Source organism: Streptomyces sp. NPDC053426, assembly GCF_055585405.1.
In genome coordinates this window covers 233,356-254,349 of record NZ_JBVJKE010000003.1, presented here as the reverse complement: position 1 = coordinate 254,349, position 20,994 = coordinate 233,356, and the positions used below count along the sequence as shown (strand labels likewise).

The 20,994-nt window shown below is 71.6% G+C and carries 16 protein-coding genes and 1 tRNA gene; 11 read left to right on the top strand and 6 right to left on the bottom strand.

Going from position 1 to position 20,994, the window contains the following annotated elements; translation table 11 throughout:
• Positions 1-55: 55 nt before the first annotated feature.
• The gene (locus tag ACZ62B_RS08090; protein ID WP_469689615.1) at positions 56-1,495 is read right to left on the bottom strand and encodes a DUF2252 domain-containing protein; all 1,440 of its coding nucleotides are present in this window, start codon (positions 1,493-1,495) and stop codon (positions 56-58) included.
• 259 nt (positions 1,496-1,754) lie between these two features.
• Positions 1,755-2,420, bottom strand: a complete 666-nt coding sequence (locus tag ACZ62B_RS08085; RefSeq protein WP_344563146.1) for a ScbR family autoregulator-binding transcription factor — start codon at positions 2,418-2,420, stop codon at positions 1,755-1,757.
• A gap of 247 nt (positions 2,421-2,667) precedes the next feature.
• On the opposite strand from ACZ62B_RS08085, the gene ACZ62B_RS08080 reads away from it, so the two are divergent.
• Both ACZ62B_RS08080 and ACZ62B_RS08075 read left to right on the top strand, forming a co-directional pair.
• Positions 2,668-3,627: a ScbA/BarX family gamma-butyrolactone biosynthesis protein gene (locus tag ACZ62B_RS08080; RefSeq protein WP_468720987.1), complete on the top strand. Its 960-nt coding sequence runs from the start codon at positions 2,668-2,670 to the stop codon at positions 3,625-3,627.
• A complete protein-coding gene (locus ACZ62B_RS08075; RefSeq protein WP_469689437.1) occupies positions 3,624-4,550 on the top strand; it encodes an NAD-dependent epimerase/dehydratase family protein in 927 nt (308 codons plus the stop codon). The genes ACZ62B_RS08080 and ACZ62B_RS08075 overlap by 4 nt, the downstream gene beginning before the upstream one ends.
• 66 nt (positions 4,551-4,616) lie before the next feature.
• Here ACZ62B_RS08075 and ACZ62B_RS08070 read toward each other — a convergent pair whose 3' ends face one another.
• Positions 4,617-5,249, bottom strand: coding sequence for a response regulator transcription factor (locus ACZ62B_RS08070; protein WP_344563218.1), 633 nt, complete (start codon positions 5,247-5,249; stop codon positions 4,617-4,619).
• Positions 5,250-5,272: 23 nt separating this feature from the next.
• Positions 5,273-6,529, bottom strand: coding sequence for a sensor histidine kinase (locus tag ACZ62B_RS08065; RefSeq protein WP_344563220.1), 1,257 nt, complete (start codon positions 6,527-6,529; stop codon positions 5,273-5,275).
• A 208-nt stretch (positions 6,530-6,737) separates the two neighbouring features.
• Here ACZ62B_RS08065 and ACZ62B_RS08060 point away from each other — a divergent pair, with 208 nt between their 5' ends.
• On the top strand, positions 6,738-7,484 hold the full coding sequence (locus ACZ62B_RS08060; RefSeq protein ID WP_344563152.1) for an ABC transporter ATP-binding protein: 747 nt from the start codon (positions 6,738-6,740) through the stop codon (positions 7,482-7,484).
• Entirely contained in the window at positions 7,478-9,922 is a 2,445-nt protein-coding gene (locus ACZ62B_RS08055) for an ABC transporter permease (protein ID WP_469689435.1), read from the top strand. Before ACZ62B_RS08060 ends, ACZ62B_RS08055 begins: the two co-directional genes overlap by 7 nt.
• 216 nt (positions 9,923-10,138) lie before the next feature.
• On the opposite strand, the gene ACZ62B_RS08050 is transcribed toward ACZ62B_RS08055, so the two are convergent.
• Positions 10,139-10,222 (bottom strand) — tRNA-Leu (locus ACZ62B_RS08050).
• Between the two features lie 517 nt (positions 10,223-10,739).
• Here ACZ62B_RS08050 and ACZ62B_RS08045 point away from each other — a divergent pair.
• The 7 genes from ACZ62B_RS08045 to ACZ62B_RS08015 all read left to right on the top strand — a co-directional run bounded on the left by ACZ62B_RS08045 (position 10,740) and on the right by ACZ62B_RS08015 (position 20,131).
• Positions 10,740-11,594: an FhaA domain-containing protein gene (locus ACZ62B_RS08045; RefSeq protein WP_469689433.1), complete on the top strand. Its 855-nt coding sequence runs from the start codon at positions 10,740-10,742 to the stop codon at positions 11,592-11,594.
• 10 nt (positions 11,595-11,604) lie between these two features.
• Positions 11,605-12,117, top strand: coding sequence for an FHA domain-containing protein FhaB/FipA (locus ACZ62B_RS08040; protein ID WP_073933299.1), 513 nt, complete (start codon positions 11,605-11,607; stop codon positions 12,115-12,117).
• 141 nt (positions 12,118-12,258) lie between these two features.
• A complete protein-coding gene (locus tag ACZ62B_RS08035) occupies positions 12,259-13,803 on the top strand; it encodes a Stp1/IreP family PP2C-type Ser/Thr phosphatase (RefSeq protein ID WP_344563156.1) in 1,545 nt (514 codons plus the stop codon).
• A 27-nt stretch (positions 13,804-13,830) separates the two neighbouring features.
• Complete coding sequence (locus ACZ62B_RS08030) at positions 13,831-15,270, top strand: FtsW/RodA/SpoVE family cell cycle protein (protein ID WP_468883592.1); 1,440 nt, start codon at positions 13,831-13,833, stop codon at positions 15,268-15,270.
• Positions 15,267-16,733, top strand: a complete 1,467-nt coding sequence (locus tag ACZ62B_RS08025) for a peptidoglycan D,D-transpeptidase FtsI family protein (protein WP_469689431.1) — start codon at positions 15,267-15,269, stop codon at positions 16,731-16,733. Before ACZ62B_RS08030 ends, ACZ62B_RS08025 begins: the two co-directional genes overlap by 4 nt.
• Before the next feature lie 169 nt (positions 16,734-16,902).
• Positions 16,903-18,906, top strand: coding sequence for a Stk1 family PASTA domain-containing Ser/Thr kinase (gene pknB / locus ACZ62B_RS08020; protein ID WP_468721014.1), 2,004 nt, complete (start codon positions 16,903-16,905; stop codon positions 18,904-18,906).
• Positions 18,907-19,090: 184 nt separating this feature from the next.
• On the top strand, positions 19,091-20,131 hold the full coding sequence (locus tag ACZ62B_RS08015) for a restriction endonuclease (RefSeq protein ID WP_468887432.1): 1,041 nt from the start codon (positions 19,091-19,093) through the stop codon (positions 20,129-20,131).
• A gap of 90 nt (positions 20,132-20,221) precedes the next feature.
• Here ACZ62B_RS08015 and ACZ62B_RS08010 read toward each other — a convergent pair whose 3' ends face one another.
• Entirely contained in the window at positions 20,222-20,989 is a 768-nt protein-coding gene (locus ACZ62B_RS08010; RefSeq protein ID WP_344563170.1) for a class E sortase, read from the bottom strand.
• Positions 20,990-20,994: the final 5 nt, after the last annotated feature.

The window sequence follows — 20,994 nt, the reverse complement described above, 5'->3', positions numbered from 1 at the left end:
CCGCTGCGGCGGCGCACTCCCCGGTCAAAGACGCGCGCCTGGCCCGGACGCCCGCTCACACCCCCGTCTCCGCCGCGACGCGTCCCGACCGCACCGCGGTCACCAGGTCGGTGTGGTCGGCCTCGGTGCGGTCGGCGTAGGCGACGGCGAAGACCGCCACCGCCTCGTCCAGCTCGTCGTTCTTGCCGCAGTACCCGGCGATCAGGCGGGGGTCGGCGCTGTGGGAGTGGGCGCGGGCCAGCAGGGCACCGGTCATGCGGGCGTAGTCGTCGATCTGGTCGGCGGCCAGCGCGGCCGGGTCGACGCTGCCCTTGCGGTTGCGGAACTGGCGCACCTGGTAGGGGCGGCCGTCGACCGTCGTCCAGCCCAGCAGGCTGTCGCTTATCACCTGCATCCGCTTCTGGCCGTGAACCACCCGCCTGCCCTCGTGGCCGGCCTCGGGGGCGTCGAACCCGGCCGTCGGCAGATGCGGCACGAGTGCCGAGGGGCGGGCCTCCTTCACCTGGAGGACCAGGGGCTCGCCCCGGTGGTCGAGGAGCAGGACGACGTACGAGCGGGTGCCCACGCTGCCGGTGCCGACGACGCGGAACGCCACGTCGTGCACCGCGTGCCGGGCCAGCAGCGGGTGGCGGTCGGGCGGGAGCGTGCCGAGGTACTGCTCCAGCGAGGCGGCCACCGCGGCGGCCTCGCCGACCGGTATTCGGCGCAGGACCGGCGGCGCGTCGACGAAGCGGCGTCCGCCGTCCCCGGTCGTCTCGGTGGACTTGGCCGCGAACCGGCCGCTGGTGTTCGCGCGGGCCTTCTCGGAGACCCGTTCCAGGGTGCCCAGCAGGTCGTGGGCGTCGGTGTGGGAGACCAGTTCCTCGTCCGCGATGGCGTTCCAGGCGTCCAGCGCCGGCAGCTTGGACAGCAGCCGCATGGTGCGGCGGTAGGCGCCCACGGTGTCGTGGGCCGCGGCACGGCAGGTGTCCTCGTCCGCGCCGGCCTCGCGCCCGGCGAGCACCAGGGAGGTGGCGAGCCGCTTGAGGTCCCACTCCCAGGGGCCGTGCACCGTCTCGTCGAAGTCGTTCAGGTCGATGACCAGTCCGCCGCGCGCGTCGCCGTAGAGGCCGAAATTCGCCGCGTGGGCGTCGCCGCAGATCTGGGCGCCGATCCGGGTCACCGGCGTGCGGGCCAGGTCGTACGCCATGAGGCCCGCCGATCCGCGCAGGAAGGCGAACGGTGTCGCCGCCATCCTGCCCACCCGGATCGGTGCGAGCTCGGGCAGCCGGCCCCGGCTGGACTCCTCGACGGCGCTCACGGCGTCGGGGCGGGAGGCGTCCGGGTCGAAGGCGGCGTGTGCCGCGCGGGGAACCCGACCGCGCAGGGCCTTGCCCTCGTCCTTGGGGCTGCCCCCGGCGGACCGCTCGGCGAACCCCGGCACCCGCGGCAGCAGCCGCACAGGGGCCGTACCGCCGGTCCCGCCCGCACCGGCAGGCTCGTGAGTCCCGGACATCCCGGCAACGGCTTCGGTCACGGCGACCGCCTCCCCCGTACACATACGTGCCGTACACACGCGTCGACATCGATCGTGCCGACCGTACAGCCGGTGGCCGAAACTCGTCAGACCCTGTGGACAACTCTTCCGGTGTGGAGAAGTCCTGGCCCAGCCCGGTGCGGACGAGCTCCGGCTCAAATCCGGTGCGTACGGGGGCCGGGCCCAAACCGGCGCGTACGGAGTCCGGGCCCAAACCGGTGCGTACGAGGTCCGGGCCCTACCCGACCTCCGCCACCTCTCCCGCCGTCGGCAGCAGCCGCCCCTCGGCGAGCAGCCGCCCGGCGCGGTCCTGGGAGATGTCCAGCCGGGCCAGCACGGCCGGAACGGCCACGCCCGGCAGCATGTGGTGGAAGAGCACGGCGACCCGGTGCTCCAGGTCCTGCCGCTGGCAGCGCAGCTGCGACATGAGCTGCACCCCGGAGAAGCTCGCGACCAGCAGTTCCGCCGTCTCCGTCGCGTCGACGTGCGGCAGCAGTTCGCCCCCCGCCTTGGCCTCGGCCAGGGTCCGGGTGGTCTGGTCGATCCACATGCCGAACGCCGGAGTGCGGTCCAGCCCCAGCGCCCCCTGGTCCAGGGCCAGCCCGACGCTGGCCCGCACCAGCGGCTCGGTCCGCAGCCGCAGCGCCAGCACCAGGCCCGAGTCGACGAGCTCCTGCAGTTTGCTGGACTGGGACGGCAGGGAGATCGCGAGCTGTTCCTCGAACACGCCGAGCGCCAGCTCCTCCTTGGAGCCGAAGTGGAAGTACAGCGCGCCCTTGGTGACCCCGGCCCGCTCCAGGATCTCCCCGATGGTCGCCGAGGTGTAGCCGCGTTCGTCGAAGACGGCCGCCGCCGCCTCCAGGATGGTCCGCCGGGTGCGGATCGCGCGCTCCTGTCGCGCCATCGGGTGCCTCCTGATCTGGTGGATCTCGTGGGTCGCACCGCGCGGTCACCGTGGAGCCGCCGTGCAGCCGTCGTGAGGCCGCCGTGCGGTCTGTCGTGTCGTGCGGGGCGCGTGGGCTCGTCTCCGGCGGTGTGGATCACCCTTGGAAAAAAACCAACTCGTCCGTATCTTAGTGCGAGCCGCCCGGAGGTCCGATTCCCGGTCCCGGGTGTTCCTCATGCCGCAGCCGGATTCCTGGAGCGCCCCCATGGAGGATCAGACCGGACAGCGGGTCCCGCCCGCAAACACCGCCGGCAGACCCGGTGCCCGCACCCGCGTCACCACCGAACTCGCCCACCGCCCCCGCGCGGCGGACGTCTTCCCGGTCGAATGGGTCGGGCTCTCGGACGTCCGTTTCCGGGTCACCGCGCGCTGGCCCGCCGACCACGCCTTCTTCGGCCCCGTCGACGACCGCCACCAGGACCCGATGATCGTCGGCGAAACGTTGCGTCAGACCGCGATGGCCCTCGCCCACGTGGAGTTCGGCGCCCCCGCCGACACCCACTTCGTCATGCGGGACCTGGACGTGACCACCGACCCGGACCGGCTGCTGCTCGCGGACGCGGACGAGCCGGTCACCGTCGACGTCGTCTGCTCCGAGGTCCGCCGCCGGGGCCGGGGCCTGAACGGCATGCGCACGACGATGGAGTTCCGCCGCGCGGGGCGCCTCGTCGCCCGGGGCACCGGCAGCACCGGCTGCACCTCCCCGGCCGCCTACCGCCGCCTGCGGGAACGCCAACTGGCCGCCCAGGCGGCCCGAATACCGCTGCCGGAACCGGTGTCGCCCGAACTGGTGGGCCGCCACCGCGCGGAGGACGTCGTCCTCGCACCCGCGGACCGGCCGGGCTCCTGGCTGCTGCGCGCGCACACCGGGCACCCGGTCCTCTTCCCGCGTCCCAACGACCACGTCCCCGGCATGGTCCTGTTCGAGGCGGCCCGCCAGGCCGCGACCGCGGCGTCGGGCCGGCTGCCCTTCCTTCCGTCCGAACTGGCCGTCTCCTTCAGCCGCTACGCCGAACTGGACAGCCCCTGCCGGCTCGACACCGAAGTGCTCGACAAGGGCGAGGACGAGGTGACGGTGCGGGTGTCGGGCACACAGGACGGCCGGCCCGTCTTCGCCGCCACCCTCACCTGCGCACCCACGGGCCCGGTACGGTCCCTGCCGTGACCGTCGACCTCCTGATCACCGGCGCGACGGGCTTCATCGGCAGCCGGGTCGCGGCAGCGGCCCTCGAACGCCCCGAGGTCCGCGTCCGGTCGCTGCCCCGCCGTACGCCGCCCGGACGGCCGGACTCCGAGGCGGTGCCCGGCGACCTCGCCGACCCGCGCACCCTGCACGGCGCTTGCGCCGGCGTCGATGTCCTCGTCCACTGCGCCTCCCGCGTGAGCGGTGACCCGGAGTCCGTCGCCGCGGTCAACGACCTCGGCACGAAGGCCCTGGTGGAGGAGGCCGTACGGAGCGGAGTGCGCCGGATCGTGTACGTGAGCACCGCCGCCGTCCACGGCCGGGGCCCCTTCCGGGGCGTACGGCCCGGCGAAACCCCGATCGCGCCCGCCTCCGCCACCAGCCGCACCCGCGCGGCGGCCGAACGGCATGTCCTCGACGCGGACGGCCTGGTGCTGCGCCCGCACCTGGTGCACGGCGAGGGCGACCGCTGGATGGTCCCCGGACTGGTGGGACTGCTGCGGGAGCTGTCCGCGACCGTGTCCGGCTGCGAGGCGCTCCATTCGATGATCGACGTCGACACCCTGGGCCGTGCGGTCGTCGCCGCGGCACTGTCCCCCGGCCACGGCCCCGGTGCCCACTACGTCGCCCACCCGGACCCCGTACCCGCCTCGGAGCTGCTCGCGGCCGTGTGCGAGCGGGTGGAACGGCCCGGCGGCGGCGCCTCGGTGGACGTCGCCACCGCCCGCGTCCGGGCCGCCGGGTCCCCGCGCGCGCTGCATCACCTGGGCATGCTCACCGTGGACCACTGGTTCGCGGACGACGGCTTCTGGAAGGACCTGGACTGCTCACCGGGTGAGGGGTTCGCCCGTACGTTCGCGCGGTCGGCCCCCTGGTACCGGTCGTACGCGATGACCGGCCAGTGAGAAAACCGTCCGGTCCGTTTATTCCACCACGCCCGGTGGTCCTTGGCAGCACCTGGTCACTTCCGGTCACGCCCGCAGATAAGCCAGCACCGCGAGAACCCGCCGATGCGTCTCGTCCGTCAACGGCAGGTCCAGCTTCGTGAAGATGCTGCCGATGTGCTTGCCGACGGCGGCCTCCGACACCACCAGCTCGCGGGCGATCGCGCCGTTGGACTTGCCTTCCGCTATCAACGCCAGCACCTCCCGCTCCCGCGGGGACAGCCGCTCCAGCGGATCACGGCGGTGGCGCAGCAACTGCCGTACGACCTCCGGGTCGACCACCGTGCCGCCGTCCGCGACCTGGCCCAGCGCGGTCACGAACTCCTCGATCTGGCCGACCCGGTCCTTGAGCAGATAACCGATGCCGGTGCCGTCGCCGGAGTCCAGCAGGTCGGAGGCGTACCGGCGCTGCACGTACTGGCTGAGCACGAGAACGGGCAGCGTGGGCCGCTCGGCGCGCAGGCGCACGGCCGCGCGCAGGCCCTCGTCCTGGAAGCCCGGGGGCATCCGGACGTCCGTCACCACGATGTCGGGTTCGTGTTTCCCGGCCTCGGTGATCAGCGCCTCGCCGTCGCCGACCGCCGCGACGACCTCGTGCCCGCACTGCTGGAGCAGGCCGATCAGGCCCTCCCGCAGCAGCACGCTGTCCTCGGCCAGCACGACGCGCAGTGCTCGGCCGTCCGTCAGGGAGAGCAGGGGGCGCAAGGGATCTCCACACGCAGCAGGGTCGGTCCGCCCACCGGGCTGGACAGGGTGAGTCTGCCATCGAGCACCGACACCCGGTCGGCGAGTCCGGTCAGCCCGCTGCCCGCCCCGGCCCGTGCGCCGCCCCGCCCGTCGTCGCGGACCTCCAGCAGCAGTCGCCCGTCGTGGTGTCCGCCGTCCACCCGCGCACGGCTCGCCCCGCTGTGCCGGGCGACGTTGGCGAGCGCCTCGCACACCACGAAGTACGCGGCGGCCTCGACCGGTGTGGGCAGCCGGCCGGTGAGGTCCAGGTCCACGTCCACGGGTACGGCGGACCGGTCGGCGGCGTCGGCGACCGCGGCCTCGAGCCCGTAGTCGGCGAGGACCTGGGGGTGGATGCCGTGGATGAGCTCCCGCAGCTCCTCGAGCGCCCTGCCCGCCTCGTCGTGGGCCTTGGCGAGCCGGTCGGCCAGCGGTCCGGGCGGCGCCTCCAGGCGGGCCAGGCCCAGCGTCATCGTCAGGGCGACCAGACGCTGCTGGGCCCCGTCGTGCAGATCGCGCTCGATGCGCCGCCGCTCCGCCTCGAAGGCCTCCACCAGCCGCACCCGGGACCGGGTCAGTTCGGTCACCCTGGCGTCCAGGCCGGTCTCACGCGGGGCGATCAGCAGCCGGGTCAGCCCCGCGCGGGCGCCCGCCGCGACGCCCAGCAGGTAGGAGCCCAGGGCGAGCAGGACGATCCCGAGCAGGGCGGCGCCGGCCGCCGCCGGCCAGGTGGTGACCGTCCACAGTTTGAGGACCTTCGCCTCCTCGCCGTCCCCGGCCGTGGCCATCAGCAGCGGGGTGGCGGTCACGGCCGCCGGGAAGAGCAGGCCGGCCGTGAGCGCGAGGGCGTCGACCGGCCACAGCAGGACCGCGAACAGCAGGGCGTGCCCGAGCTCCCGCCAGGTGGCCCGCTCCCGCAGCCGGGCGGTCAGCCAGGCCCGCAGGCCGGGGGTGGCGGGCGGCAGGTGCGGGTCGGGCGCCGGATCGCGGTCGGCCAGCCGCAGCCGCCACCGCTCCAGCCGGGCCACCGGTATGCCCGCGAGGGCGGTGCCGAGCAGCAGGGGCAGTCCCACCAGGACGAGCGCGAGCGCCCCGCCGGCCGCCACCGACACCACGATGCCCACGAGCACGACCGCACCGGTCACCGCGCCGGTGAGCAGATACACGGCCGAGCGCCACGGCCACGCCGACAGCGCGTAGCCGGGACGGGACATGGCCTGCCAGGGATTTCGAGGCTGCATGCGGATCACGGTAGAAGCCGTCTGTGCCCGGGGCCATCGGCCTGGGTGGAGGCTTCGGGGTATGCCTGGCCCTACCCCTTTTCTCGCCCCTGCCGCACTGCGCCGACCGGCTCCCGGACGGTTTCGTAGTCGCAGGTGAGCAGCCCGGGACGGCCGGGCCCGGACAAGGGGAGCAGGGCACATGAGCCAGAGGGACGGCGACGCGGTCACCTTGCGTCGGGTGAGCCGGCGGTACGGGTCGGGCGGCGGGGCGGTGAGCGCGCTGGACGAGGTCTCCCTCGCCTTCCCCCGCGGGAGTTTCACCGCCGTGATGGGCCCGTCCGGCTCCGGCAAGTCGACACTGCTGCAGTGCGCCGCCGGGCTCGACCGGCCCACCTCGGGCTCGGTCACCGTCGGCGGCACCGAGCTGACCGGGCTCGGCGAGAGACGGCTGACCCTGCTGCGCCGCGAGCGCGTCGGCTTCGTCTTCCAGGCGTTCAACCTGCTGCCGACGCTGACCGCCGAGCAGAACGTCGCCCTCCCCCTGCGACTGGCCGGCCGGCGCGTGCCGCGGGCCCGGATCCGTGAGGCGCTCCACCAGGTCGGTCTCGGCGACCGCGCCCGGCACCGGCCCGCCGAGCTGTCCGGCGGTCAGCAGCAACGCGTCGCGCTGGCCCGCGCCCTGGTCACCCGCCCCGAGGTGCTGTTCGCCGACGAACCGACCGGCGCGCTGGACTCCCGCACCGGACACGAGGTGCTCACGCTGCTGCGCGGCATGGTGGACCGCGGGGGACAGACGGTCGTCATGGTGACCCACGACCCGGTGGCCGCCTCCCGCGCCGACCGCGTGGTCTTCCTGGTCGACGGCCGCGTCCACGGCGAGCTGACCGGGGCGGGCGCCGACACCGTCGCCGCGCGGATGACCGGGCTGGAGGCCGCGCCGTGCTGAGCCTCGCCCTGCGCACCCTGCGCGCCCGGTGGATCACCTTCGCCGGCAGCTTCACCGCCCTCGCGCTGGGCGTGGCCCTCCTCACCGTCATGGGACTCGCCCTCGCCTCCTCCCTGGACGCCCCCGCGCGGGAACCGGAGCGGTTCGCCGCCGCCCCGGCCGTGGTCAAGGGCGCGGACACCTTGCGCGTACCGACGCCGAACGGCGAGAAGACCGAGGAACTGGCGCACCCGCGCCCGGTGCCGGCGGCGACCGTCGCGAAGCTGCGCCGGCTCGGCACGGTCGTCGAGGACCGCTCCTATCCCGTCCGCGCGGAGGGCGGCCCCGGCGAGCTGACCGGCCACCCCTGGTCCACCGCCGCGTTCGCCCCGTACGCCCTCGACGCGGGCCGTGCGCCCCGCGCGGACGACGAGGTCGTCGTCAGCGGCGACTGGACGCGGCCCGGCGCGCGGGTGCGCACGGACCACGGCACCGTGCGGGTCGTGGGCACCGTGGCCGACCGCGGCTTCGAGCACGCCGTCTTCCACACCGACGCGCGCGCCGCCGAGCTGTCCCCGGCCGTCGTCCAGCTGGTCGTGGACGCCGACCCCGAGGCCGTACGGGAAGCGGTGCGCTCAGCCGAGGGCGTCCGGGTCCTCACCGGGGACGGCCTCCGGTACGCCGACGCGGATCCCGGGCGGGACGGCGAGGCGCTGACCGCGATGAACGCCCTGTTCGGCACGGCGGGCGGGGTGTCCGCCTTCGTCTCGGTGTTCGTGGTGGCGTCCACCTTCGCCTTCGCGGTCGACCGGCGGCGCCGGGAGTTCGGACTGCTGCGCACCGCGGGGGCCACGCCTGGCCGGATACGGCGCATGGTGGCCGCCGAGGCCCTGCTGGTCGGGGTGCTCGCCTCGGCCGCCGGCTGCGCGCTCGGCGGGTACGCGGCGCCCTCGCTGGCCGCGTGGGTGGTCGACGTGGAGCTGGCGCCGGGCTGGTTCACGATCGGCGACGCGGACTGGCCGTACCACGTGGCGTTCTGGACGGGGCTCCTCGTCGCCCTGAGCGGTGTCGTCGTGGCCTCCTGGCGGGCGGGGCGCACGGGCCCCGTCCAGGCGCTGCGCGAGGCGTCCGCCGACAGCGGGGCCATGACGCGGGGGCGGTGGCTGTGCGGCGCGGCTCTGCTGCTGACCGCCGGGGTGACGCTCGCCGTGGCGCTGCTCGGCGACCCGGGCGACCTGCTGCACCGCAAGACCTACGTCAGCCGGCCCATGCTGCTGATCACCGCCGCCGCGCTGCTCGCCCCGCTGGTGGTACGCCCGCTGACCCGGCTGTTGGCCTGGCTGCCGGGGGCGATCGGCATGCTGGTGCGTGAGAACGCGGCCGCCGGGGTGCGCCGTACGGCCGCGGTCGCGGCGCCCGTGCTGGTCACGGTCGCCCTCGCGGGCTCGTTGCTCGGCGCCACCGCCACCCTGGACCGGGCCGGGGCCGCCGAGGCGCGGGAGCGGACCACCGCGGCGTTCGTCGTCACGGCCGCGGGTGACGGGGCCTTCGACGCGCGGACCCTGGACCGGCTGCGCGCGGTGCCCGGCGCGCGGGTGTCGGCGAGCGCGCCGAGCGCGGTGTACGTCCTGGAGGAAGGTGTGGCGCTGGTCAGGTCCGAGGCCCGTGCCGTCGCCCCCGGGGCGCTGGCGGCCACCGCGCGGCTGCCGCTCGCCGCGGGGAAGGTCACCGACCTCGACGACGGCTCGATCGTCGTCAACGAGGAGTGGGAGCGGCACACGGTGGGGCAGCGCGTGCGGGTGTGGCTCGGGGACGGCACGGAGCGGACGCTGCGGATCGCCGCGGTGATGACCACCGGCACCGGCGACAACGGCGTCTACGTCACTCCGGCCAACGCGCCGGGCGCCCGCGCGGACCGGGTGGACGTCGCCCTCGCGGACGGCGCCGACGCGCGCGTGGTGGCCGCCGGGCTGGAGCGGGCGGCGCGGCCCGCCGGCGGTCGTGTCCTCACCGCGGAGCAGTGGCTCTCCGCCACGGACCCCGAGGCGGAAAGCACCACCCGTTACGGCCTTCTGCTGGTCCTCGGCATCGCCCTGCTGTACACGGGCATCTCCCTGGCCAACACCATGGTCATGGCGACCTCCGACCGGGTGCGCGACCTCGCTGTCCTGCGGCTGGCCGGGGCCACGCAGTGGCAGGTGCTGCGGATGGTGGGCGCGGAGTCGCTGACGGTGGTCGCGGTCGGCGCGGTCCTGGGCCTGACCGTGGCCACGCTCAACCTGGCCGGCATGTGGGGAGCGCTGGCCCTGCTCTCGGCCCCCGCCACGATCGCCCTCCCCTGGTCCACGCTCGCCGCCGTCACGGCCGCCTGCGCCGTACTCGCCACGGCCTCCGCGGTCGCCCCCGCCGCCCTCGCCCTGCGCCGGCCCGCGCTGGAGTCGGCGGGCGTGCGCGAGTGAGCCCACGCGACCCGCTCCGGAGGTCCCGCCGACGCCCTCCCCGTTCTCTTCCGAGGCCCCCTGGGGGCCTCGGAAGGGCGGCCTCGGAGGTGGACGGCACACCGCTCCACGACGAAAAGGATCATGAGATGTTCCTCACACGTCATCCCGCCGCCGCACTCGCCCCGAGCATGCGAAACGGGCGGCATCCGATGGATGCCGCCCGTTTCGACGGTGTGCGCGAGGGGGGAGTTGAACCCCCACGCCCTTGCGGGCACTGGAACCTGAATCCAGCGCGTCTGCCTATTCCGCCACCCGCGCATTGGGTGTGTCTTCCGGGCCCTGCCCCTTGGGGCCTTGCGCCTTCCGACACCCAGAACATTAGCACGCTGGCCGGGATGGATTCACATCCCTTTCCCCGCGACCGCTCCCGCCGCCCCCGCCGCCCCACCGGCCCCGCATCGCCCCGGCCGGCCTCCCCGAGCCTCTGATGTCGCGACGCCGACTGATTCACGTATCAACCTCGTACCGGTAGTCCCCGTCTGTCCATGAGCCGGGTGGAGTCCACAGCCGGGTGCGGGACACTGGTCTGCGGCCCCCTCTACGATCCATGGCAGAACGACGCGCACGAGCACGGCCGAAGGAGTTCGCCGAAGGAGTTCGAAGAGGGGCTCCGGAGGGAACTTCGTCAGGCGTCGACACCCGTCGACCGGGCCGACAGGGGGAACCAGCCGATCGACCGGCGCGTGGATACGATCAGTAAGCAGTACCAGGTAGGCGGTGCACGAAACGGTGCGCCGGGCAGTACACAGGACGGCAGCTACGGAGGAGGTGCCCCATGGGAGTCCTGAAGAAGTTCGAGCAGCGTCTCGAAGGTCTGGTCAACGGCACCTTCGCCAAGGTGTTCAAGTCCGAGGTGCAGCCCGTGGAGATCGCGGGAGCGCTCCAGCGGGAGTGCGACAACAACGCCACCATCTGGAACCGCGACCGCACCGTCGTACCCAACGACTTCATCGTCGAACTGAGCACTCCCGACTTCGAGCGGCTCAGCCCGTACTCCGGCCAGCTCGGCGACGAGCTCGCCGGCATGGTGCGCGACTACGCCAAGCAGCAGCGCTACACCTTCATGGGCCCCATCAAGGTGCACCTGGAGAAGGCGGACGACCTCGACACCGGCCTGTACCGGGTCCGCAGCCGCACGCTCGCCTCCTCCTCCGCCGGCCAGGCCGCCGGCGCACCCGGCGGCGCACCGCCGGCCGGCCGCCCCGGCGGCTACGGCTACCCGCCGGCCGGGCCCGCGGGCGCCCCGCCCATGCCGACCGCGCCGCCGCCCGGCGGCAGGCCCGGCGGTGGCGGTTACGGCTACCCGCAGCCCACAGGCGGCCAGCGGCCCCCCGCCGCCCCCGGCGGACGCACCCGCTACTGGATCGAGATCAACGGCACCCGCCACCAGATCTCCCGCGCCACCCTGGTGATGGGCCGCAGCACCGAAGCCGACGTACGGATCGACGACCCCGGCGTCTCCCGCCGGCACTGCGAGATCCGGACCGGAACGCCCTCGACGATCCAGGATCTCGGATCCACCAACGGCATCGTGGTGGACGGGCAGCACACCACCCGCGCTACGCTCCGCGACGGCTCGCGGATCGTCGTGGGCAGCACCACCGTTATCTATAGGCAAGCCGAAGGGTGAAGCGGGGGCAATGTCAGAGCTGACCCTCACGGTCATGCGGCTGGGGTTCCTGGCCGTACTGTGGCTGTTCGTGATCGTGGCCGTGCAGGTCATCCGGAGTGACCTGTTCGGCACCCGCGTCACCCAGCGCGGATCACGGCGGGACGCCGGCCGGCCGCAGCAGGCCGCCCGCCAGGCACCTCCGCAGCAGCGCCAGCAGTCCGGCGGCGGTGGCCGCCGCGGCCGGAACACCCCCACCAAGCTGGTCGTGACCGAAGGCACCCTCACCGGCACCACCGTCGCCCTCCAGGGCCAGACCATCACCCTGGGCCGGGCGCACGACAGCACGATCGTGCTGGACGACGACTACGCCTCCAGCCGCCATGCCAGGATCTACCCGGACCGCGACGGCCAGTGGATCGTCGAGGACCTGGGCTCCACCAACGGCACCTACCTGGACCGGACCCGGCTGACGACCCCCACACCGATTTCGCTGGGCGCACCGATCCGCATCGGCAAGACCGTCATCGAGCTGCGGAAGTAGTGCTACACCAATGAATGAGCGCGAGCGGAGCGAGCACGCAGTGGGGGTCCCCTACCAGGGTCCCGGCGCGCTCCCGACCGGAGGGTGGGCAGTGTGGCTCGACACGACCGGCTGTACCCGGAGCCGACTGGCGAGGTGCGCATGAGCCTGTCTCTGCGCTTCGCCGCCGGATCGCACAAGGGCATGATCCGGGAGGGCAACGAGGACTCCGGTTACGCCGGTCCGCGCCTGCTCGCCATCGCCGACGGCATGGGCGGCGCCGCCGCCGGCGAGGTCGCCTCCTCCGAGGCGATCTCCACCATCGTCGCCCTCGACGACGACGTCCCCGGTTCCGACCTGCTCACCTCGCTCGGCACCGCCGTCCAGCGGGCCAACGACCAGCTGCGCATGATGGTCGAGGAGGACCCCCAGCTCGAGGGCATGGGCACCACCCTGACCGCCCTGCTGTGGACCGGTCAGCGCCTCGGCATGGTGCACGTCGGCGACTCCCGCGCCTACCTCCTGCGCGACGGCGTCCTCACCCAGATCACCCAGGACCACACCTGGGTACAGCGTCTGGTCGACGAGGGCCGGATCACCGAGGAGGAGGCCACCACCCACCCGCAGCGCTCCCTGCTGATGCGGGCCCTCGGCAGCGGCGAGCACGTCGAACCCGACCTCTCCATCCGCGAGGTCCGGGCCGGCGACCGGTACCTGATCTGCTCCGACGGCCTGTCCGGCGTGGTCTCCCACCAGACCCTCGAGGACGCCCTGGCCAGCTACCAGGGCCCCGAGGAGACCGTCCAGAACCTGATCGAGCTGGCCCTGCGCGGCGGCGGCCCCGACAACATCACCGTGATCGTCGCCGACGTCCTGGACCTCGACACCGGCGACACCCTCGCCGGGCAGCTCTCCGACACCCCGGTCGTGGTCGGCGCCGTCGCCGAGAACCAGAACCAGCTCTCCGACAACGGCATCATGCAGACCCCGGCCGGCCGCGCCTCCGGTCTCGGCAGGCGGCGCGGAGAGAGCGGCGGCGGAGGCGAGTTCGGCCCGCCCGGCAGCGGCGACATCACCGGCTTCATCCCCACCGACGGCTTCGCCTACGGCGACGACGACTTCGTCAAGCCCGGCAAGAACCGCCGGTGGCTCAAGCGGTCCGTCTACAGCCTGCTCGCGCTCGCCGTCCTCGGCGGCGGCCTGTACGGCGGCTGGCGCTGGACCCAGACCCAGTACTACGTCGGCGTCAACGGCGAACACGTCGCCCTGTACCAGGGCATCAGCCAGGACCTGGCCTGGGTCTCCCTCTCGGAGATCGAGAAGGACCACCCCGAGATCGAACTCAAGTACCTACCGCCCTACCAGCGGAAGCTGGTCGAGGCGACCATCGCCGAAGGCGACCTCTACGGCGCCCGCGCGAAGATCGAGGAACTGTCGGTACAGGCCTCCGCGTGCAAGAAGCAGGCCGAGCGGCGTTCCGCCGAGAGCGAGAAGAACGCGAAGACCGGCGAGGGCGAGGCCGGAGGCACCACGGGAACCACACCCGCCTCCTTCACGTCCAAGGCCTCGCCGACGCCGAACCCCTCGGGTTCGGCGAAGGCCCCGGAGCAGTCCACGCCCCCGTCCACGACCGCACCCACTTCCAGCCCCGGCCCCAGCCTCTCGGAGGAGGAGCAGAAGGTCGTCTCCCTGTGCGGTAAGCAGTAGGCAAGCCGTGAGAGGCCCTGTCACACGATGAGCAGTACTACCAACCCGTCGACGCAGCACACGTCCACGATCGGCGCGATCGGAGCGCCCAGCCGCCGCAACACCGAGCTGGCGCTCCTGGTGTTCGCCGTCGTCATCCCGGTCTTCGCCTACGCCAACGTGGGACTGGCCCTCAACGACGAGGTGCCCGCCGGGCTGCTGAGCTACGGCCTGGGCCTCGGCCTGCTGGCGGGCGTCGGCCATCTCGCCGTACGGAAGTTCGCGCCGTACGCGGACCCGCTGCTGCTGCCGCTGGCCACCCTGCTGAACGGCATCGGCCTGGTCGCCATCTGGCGCCTGGACCAGTCGAAGCGACTGCAGGCGAGCAGCGTCTTCGTCGAGGCCGCGCCACGCCAGCTGCTGTACTCCGCCCTCGGCGTCGCCCTGTTCGTGGCCGTACTGTTCTTCCTCAAGGACCACCGCGTCCTGCAGCGCTACACCTACATCTCCATGGCCGGCGCACTGGTCCTGCTGCTCCTGCCACTGGTCCCGGGCCTCGGCCACGACAACTTCGGCGCCAAGATCTGGATCAAGATCCCCGGTCTCGGCACCCTCCAGCCCGGCGAGTTCGCCAAGATCGTCCTCGCGGTCTTCTTCGCGGGCTACCTCATGGTCAAGCGCGACGCCCTGGCCCTCGCCAGCCGCCGCTTCATGGGCCTCTACCTGCCCCGCGGCCGCGACCTCGGCCCGATCATCGTCGTCTGGATCATCTCCATCCTGATCCTGGTCTTCGAGACCGACCTCGGCACCTCGCTGCTGTTCTTCGGCATGTTCGTGATCATGCTGTACGTCGCCACCGAGCGGACCAGCTGGATCGTGTTCGGCCTGCTGATGTCCGCCGCCGGCGCCGTCGGCGTCGCCTCCTTCGAACCCCACGTACAGCAGCGCGTCCAGGCCTGGCTCGACCCGATGCACGAGTTCGAGCTCAGCCGGGAAGGTGTCATCGGCCACACCGAGCAGTCCATGCAGGCCCTGTGGGCCTTCGGCTCCGGCGGCACCCTCGGCAGCGGCTGGGGCCAGGGCCACTCCGACCTCATCGGCTTCGCCGCCAACTCCGACTTCATCCTCGCCACCTTCGGCGAGGAGATCGGCCTGGCCGGCGTCATGGCCCTGCTCCTGCTCTACGCGCTGATCGTGGAGCGCGGCGTGCGCACCTCGCTCGCCGCCCGCGACCCGTTCGGCAAACTGCTCGCCATCGGCCTGTCCGGCGCCTTCGCGCTCCAGGTCTTCGTCGTGGCAGGCGGCGTCATGAGCCTGATCCCGCTGACCGGTATGACGATGCCCTTCCTGGCGTACGGAGGTTCCTCCGTCATCGCCAACTGGGCACTGATCGGCATCCTGCTCAGGATCAGCGACACCGCCCGCCGTCCGGCGCCCGCCCCCGCCACCAACCCCGACGCCGAGATGACCCAGGTGGTCCGCCCGTGAACAAGCCCTTGCGCCGGGTCGCGATCTTCTGCGGCCTGCTCATCCTCGCCCTGCTCGTCCGGGGCAACTGGCTGCAGTACGTCCAGGCCGACGAGCTGGCCACCGACGACAAGAACCGCCGCGTCAACATCGAGCGCTACGCCACCCCGCGCGGCAACATCATCGTCGACGGCAAGGCCATCACCGGGTCCGTCGAGTCCAAGAGCGGCGACTACAAGTTCAAGCGCACCTGGACCGACGGCGCCATGTGGGCGCCGGTCACCGGCTACTCCTCGCAGGCCTTCGGAGCCAACCAGCTGGAGAAGCTGGAGGACGGCATCCTCACCGGCAACGACGACCGGCTCTTCTTCCGCAACACCCTCGACATGATCACGGGCAAGCCGAAGGAGGGCGGCAGCGTCGTCACCACCCTCGACGCCGCCGCGCAGAAGGCCGCGTACGAGGGCCTCGGCGACAAGAAGGGCGCCGTCGCCGCGATCGACCCGGAGACCGGCAAGATCCTGGCACTGGCCTCCACGCCGTCGTACGACCCGTCGAAGTTCGCCGGAACCTCCAACGAGGACGCCAAGGCCTGGCAGGCGGTCCAGAAGGCGAACAACCCCGACGACCCGATGCTGAACCGGGCACTGCGCGAGACCTACTCGCCGGGCTCCACCTTCAAGGTGGTCACCGCCGCGGCGGCGCTGGAGGAGGGTCTGGTCACCGACATCGACGCCAAGACCGACACTCCGGAACCGTGGATCATGCCGGACACCACCACGCCCCTGCGGAACCACGGGAACATCCCCTGTGAGAACGCCACCCTGCGCGTGGCCATGCAGTACTCCTGCAACTCCGTCTTCGGCAAGCTCAGCCACGAAGTCGGCAACGAGAAGATGATCGAGTACGCGGAGAAGTTCGGCTTCAACAACCCGGAGCTCGACACCCCCGTACGCGCCGCCGAGAGCGTCTTCCCCGAGGACAACAGGTCGCAGAACGCCATGGCCGGCATCGGCCAGGCATCCAACCGCGCCACCCCGCTCCAGATGGCCATGGTCACCGCGGCCATCGCCAACGACGGCAAGCTGATGAAGCCGTACATGGTCGACCAGCTCAAGGCCGCGAACCTGGACACCATCGAGACGACCGAACCGCAGGAGCTGTCCCAGCCCCTCTCCTCGGAGAACGCCCAGAAGATCCAGGAGATGATGGAGACCGTCGTCGAGGACGGCACCGGAGGCAACGCCCGGATCGACGGCGTCACCGTCGGCGGCAAGACCGGTACCGCCGAGCGCGGCGTCAACAACAGCGGCAAGCCCTACGCCTGGTTCATCTCGTACGCCAAGACCGACGGGGGTTCCCCGGTCGCCGTCGCCGTCATCGTCGAGGACAGTGCCGCGACCGGTGCCGACATCAGCGGCGGCGGCCTGGCCGCACCGATCGCCAAGGCCGTCATGGAGGCGGTCCTCAAGGGCAAGCAGTGACCCCGGTCACGTCTGCTTCACATCGGTGCACGTTGCGGTACCGGTCCTGTATCAGCTGACGTACTTGGCCAGGTCACACAAAGCGAGCCGGGTACGGTAGGCCCGGACGGCAGCCTCCGGCGGCACAAGTGTGCCTCCCGGGACCGACGGAGAGGGCTGGTAGGTAGCTATGGAAGAGCCGCGTCGCCTAGGCGGCCGGTACGAGCTGGGCCCGGTGCTCGGCCGTGGTGGCATGGCGGAGGTTTACCACGCGCATGACACCAGGCTCGGGCGCCAGGTGGCGGTGAAGACGCTGCGCGCGGATCTCGCACGCGACCCGTCCTTCCAGGCCCGGTTCCGCCGGGAGGCCCAGTCGGCCGCCTCGCTCAACCATCCCGCGATCGTCGCGGTCTACGACACGGGCGAGGACTACATCGACGGGGTCTCCATCCCGTACATCGTCATGGAGTACGTCGACGGCTCCACGCTCCGTGAACTCCTGCACAGCGGCCGCAAGCTGCTGCCGGAGCGCACGCTGGAGATGACCATCGGCATCCTCCAGGCCCTGGAGTACTCCCACCGGGCCGGCATCGTCCACCGCGACATCAAGCCGGCCAACGTCATGCTGACGCGCAACGGCCAGGTCAAGGTCATGGACTTCGGCATCGCCCGCGCGATGGGCGACTCCGGCATGACGATGACCCAGACCGCGGCCGTCATCGGCACCGCGCAGTACCTCTCGCCGGAGCAGGCCAAGGGCGAGCAGGTCGACGCGCGTTCCGACCTGTACTCCACCGGCTGCCTGCTGTACGAGCTGCTGACCGTCCGGCCGCCCTTCGTGGGCGACTCCCCGGTCGCGGTCGCCTACCAGCACGTACGGGAGGAGCCGCAGCCGCCGAGCGTCTTCGACCCCGAGATCACGCCCGAGATGGACGCGATCGTGCTGAAGGCGCTGGTCAAGGACCCCGACTACCGGTACCAGTCCGCCGACGAGATGCGCGCCGACATCGAGGCCTGCCTCGACGGCCAGCCCGTCGCGGCGACCGCCGCCCTGGGCGCGGTCGGCTACGGCGGCTACCCCGACGACCAGCCGACGACGGCCCTGCGCCAGGACGCCGGCGCCGCGGCGGCGACCTCGATGCTGCCGCCCATGAACCCGGACGACGGCGGCTACGGCTACGACGAGCGCCAGAGCCGGCGCCGCCAGCCGCAGAAGAACAACACCTCGACGATATTGCTGGTCGTGGCGGGTGTCCTGGTCCTCATCGGCGCGATCCTGATCGGCCGCTGGGCCATCAGCGGTGGCGGCGGCGTGGGCAACGACAAGGTCGCGACCCCGAACTTCGTCGGCGAGACCAAAGCTGACGCCGAACAGCTGGCCCTCAACGGCGACTTGAAACTCACCTTCAAAGAAGAGCCCTGCGAGGACCAGAGCAAGGGCAAGATCTGCGACCAGGACCCCGACGCGGGCGTCAAGGTCGACAAGGACTCCACCGTCAACCTGACGGTGTCCACCGGGGCGCCGAAGGTCGAGGTCCCGGATGTCGAGGGCCTCAGCTTCGACGACGCGGAAGAAGCCCTGAAGGAGAAGGGCTTCGAGGTCGAGCAGCAGACCGAGGAATCCACTCAGACACCCGACACGGTGCTCTCCCAGGACCCCGAGGGCGGCACCTCGAAGGAGAAGGGCTCCACGGTCACCCTCACCGTCGCCAAGGAGACGGCCCAGGTGACCGTGCCCAGCCTCCTGGGCAAGAGCCCCGCTGACGCCAAGGCGCTGCTGGAGGCAAAGGGTCTGGTACTCGGAACCCAGACGGAGGAGGAGTCCACGGCCCAGGCCGAGGGCACCGTCTTCGAGCAGAGCTTCGCCCCGGGTACGGACATCGACCGCGGCAGCACGGTCAACATCAAGATCGCCAAGGCACCGCAGAACGAGACCTTCGCCATGCCGAAGGTCACCCAGATGACGGTCGCTCAGGCCAAGCAGGTTCTCGCCGGGGCGGGCCTGCAGCTCGAGAAGATCCAGGGCGGTGGCGACGACAACGCCATGGTGCTCCAGAGCACCCCGCAGGAAGGCCAGCAGGTCAAGAAGGGCGACAAGGTCACCCTGGTCGCCTTCGGCGGCCAGCAGGGCGACAACGGGGGCAACAACGGCGGCATCTTCGGCGGCCTCACCGGCGGCCGCGACGACGACTGACGCGTAGCACTCCGTACGACAGGAGCCCCGGCACCCTCTCCGGAGGGGCCGGGGCTCTCGTCATGAACCCGCCCTGCACACACGTCCTCGCTTCGCTCGTGTCTTCGCGTGTCACCACTCGTTGACCGGGTGGGGTGGGGCATCTGGAGTTCTGCCCTGGGCACCGAGCCGAAAGGGGCAGAAAATGATCAACGAATTCGCACTCCTGGAGTCGAAGACTCTGCGCAGCAGCGTGCTGGACCGGACGGACGTCCTCGACAGGGTCAAGGCCCTGTCGCTATTGCCGGACGGGATGCATGTGACGACAGCGATGGTGGCGACGTACTTCGAGGTCACGATCGAAGCCGTCCGGCAACTGACCAAGCGCCACCGTGAAGAACTCGAGGACAATGGAATGGCGGTACTCCGAGGCTCTGACCTGCGACAATTCGAGAGTGACAACATGTCACGCTCGCTGGGAAGTTATCCACAGGCCCGTCGGAGCCTCACCATCTACTCCCGTCGTGCCGTCCTCAACGTCGCGATGCTCCTCCGCGACAGCCACGTCGCCCGTCAGGTACGCACGTACTTGCTCGACATGGAGTACCTGGCCCGCACACAGCCTGTGGAAAACCCTCCGCAGCCCGGCACCGTCCCGCTCGACGACCGCATCGACCAGCGCATCACCCGCATCCTCGGCACGACCGTCGTACCGATGTTCAACGCCCTGATCGCCACCTCCGGTGAACACCGCCGCGAACTCATCGAGCTCCGCGAGGACATCGAGAACGTCGAACGCACGCTGTGCCGGCACCACCGCCGGATCAGCGGCCTGGAGGAAGCGATCCCGACGGACCGGGTCAGGAACTCCATCACGGCCATGACCTGGCAGGCGTTCGAACGCCACGTGGCCGGCCTGCTGCGCCGGGACGGCTGCCGCGACGTCGTCGTACGACAGACCTACATCGACCGGGGCATCGACATCACCGCACGCACGGCCGACGGCCGTACCGTCGCCGTCCAGTGCAAGAACCGGGCGGGCCACCGCCACGTGCCGAGCTCGGACATGCAGAGGTTCGCCGGAGCCGCGCGAGCCGTCGAACGCGTCGATGTCGCCCTGTTCGTCACCACGTCCTACTTCAGCCACGAAGCGCAGGCGATCGCCGACCTGAGCGGAGTCCTCACCGTGAACCGTGAGGAACTGGAGGCGTGGAGCGCGGGAGCACGGCTGAAGGCGCTGCGCTAGGCCCATGAGCAGAAGGCCCGAAGTCGCAAAAGGAAGTTGCGACTTCGGGCCTTCGCCATGTTAGACAACCGCCCCCTCGCCAAGGGGGAATCAGCGCAATTCCTCCGGCGGTGTCCGCTCCTCGTCCACCTTCTCCGTGCGGACCAGTTCGCCCCAGACGATGTAGCGGTACTTGCTGGTGTACACCGGCGTGCAGGTGGTCAGCGTGATGTAGTGGCCGGCCTTCTTCCTGCCGGACTCCTTCGGGATCTTCCCGAGGACGTCGACGTTGTACTTCGAGGTCTCGGGGAGGATCGCGTAGGTCTTGTAGACGTACCAGGTGTCCTTCGTCTCGAAGACGATCGGGTCACCCTTCTCGATCTTGTGAATGCCGTGGAACTTCGCGCCGTGCCCGTCCCGGTGGGCGGCGAGGGAGAAGTTGCCCTCCTTGCCGGAGGTCGGCAGGGTCGCCTTCACGGGGTCGGTGTAGTAGCCGGCGACGCCGTCGTTGAGGACCTTCATCGACGTGCCCTTCTCGACGAGGATCTCGTCACCGCTCATCGCGGGCACGTGCAGGAAGCCGATGCCGTTCTTGCTGTCGTAGGAGGCGGGCTTACCGCTGCCGCCGTCGCCGTCGGACTCCTGGGACCAGGAGTCGCGGACCTTGTCCGCCTGCTTGTCCGCCGCGCGGTCGGCGACGACGTTCGTCCACCACAGCGAGTAGACGACGAACAGGCCGAGCACCAGACCCACGGTGATGAGGAGTTCCCCGAAGAAGCTGACCACCATCGCCACCGGCCCCAGCCGGCGGCGCCCCGGTGGCGGCGAGGACGCGGGCGCGTCGGCGTGTTCTTCGGTGTCGTCGGCGGTCGCTGCCACGTTTC

What these genes read in the sequence shown, in the direction of transcription:
- ACZ62B_RS08090 (WP_469689615.1), bottom strand. Translation starts at nt 1,495, where the DNA reads ATGTCCGGGACTCACGAGCCTGCCGGTGCGGGCGGGACCGGCGGTACG.
- ACZ62B_RS08085 (WP_344563146.1), bottom strand. Translation starts at nt 2,420, where the DNA reads ATGGCGCGACAGGAGCGCGCGATCCGCACCCGGCGGACCATCCTGGAG.
- ACZ62B_RS08080 (WP_468720987.1), top strand. Translation starts at nt 2,668, where the DNA reads ATGGAGGATCAGACCGGACAGCGGGTCCCGCCCGCAAACACCGCCGGC.
- ACZ62B_RS08065 (WP_344563220.1), bottom strand. Translation starts at nt 6,529, where the DNA reads ATGTCCCGTCCCGGCTACGCGCTGTCGGCGTGGCCGTGGCGCTCGGCC.
- ACZ62B_RS08060 (WP_344563152.1), top strand. Translation starts at nt 6,738, where the DNA reads ATGAGCCAGAGGGACGGCGACGCGGTCACCTTGCGTCGGGTGAGCCGG.
- ACZ62B_RS08045 (WP_469689433.1), top strand. Translation starts at nt 10,740, where the DNA reads ATGGGAGTCCTGAAGAAGTTCGAGCAGCGTCTCGAAGGTCTGGTCAAC.
- ACZ62B_RS08040 (WP_073933299.1), top strand. Translation starts at nt 11,605, where the DNA reads ATGTCAGAGCTGACCCTCACGGTCATGCGGCTGGGGTTCCTGGCCGTA.
- ACZ62B_RS08035 (WP_344563156.1), top strand. Translation starts at nt 12,259, where the DNA reads ATGAGCCTGTCTCTGCGCTTCGCCGCCGGATCGCACAAGGGCATGATC.
- ACZ62B_RS08030 (WP_468883592.1), top strand. Translation starts at nt 13,831, where the DNA reads ATGAGCAGTACTACCAACCCGTCGACGCAGCACACGTCCACGATCGGC.
- pknB (WP_468721014.1), top strand. Translation starts at nt 16,903, where the DNA reads ATGGAAGAGCCGCGTCGCCTAGGCGGCCGGTACGAGCTGGGCCCGGTG.
- ACZ62B_RS08015 (WP_468887432.1), top strand. Translation starts at nt 19,091, where the DNA reads ATGATCAACGAATTCGCACTCCTGGAGTCGAAGACTCTGCGCAGCAGC.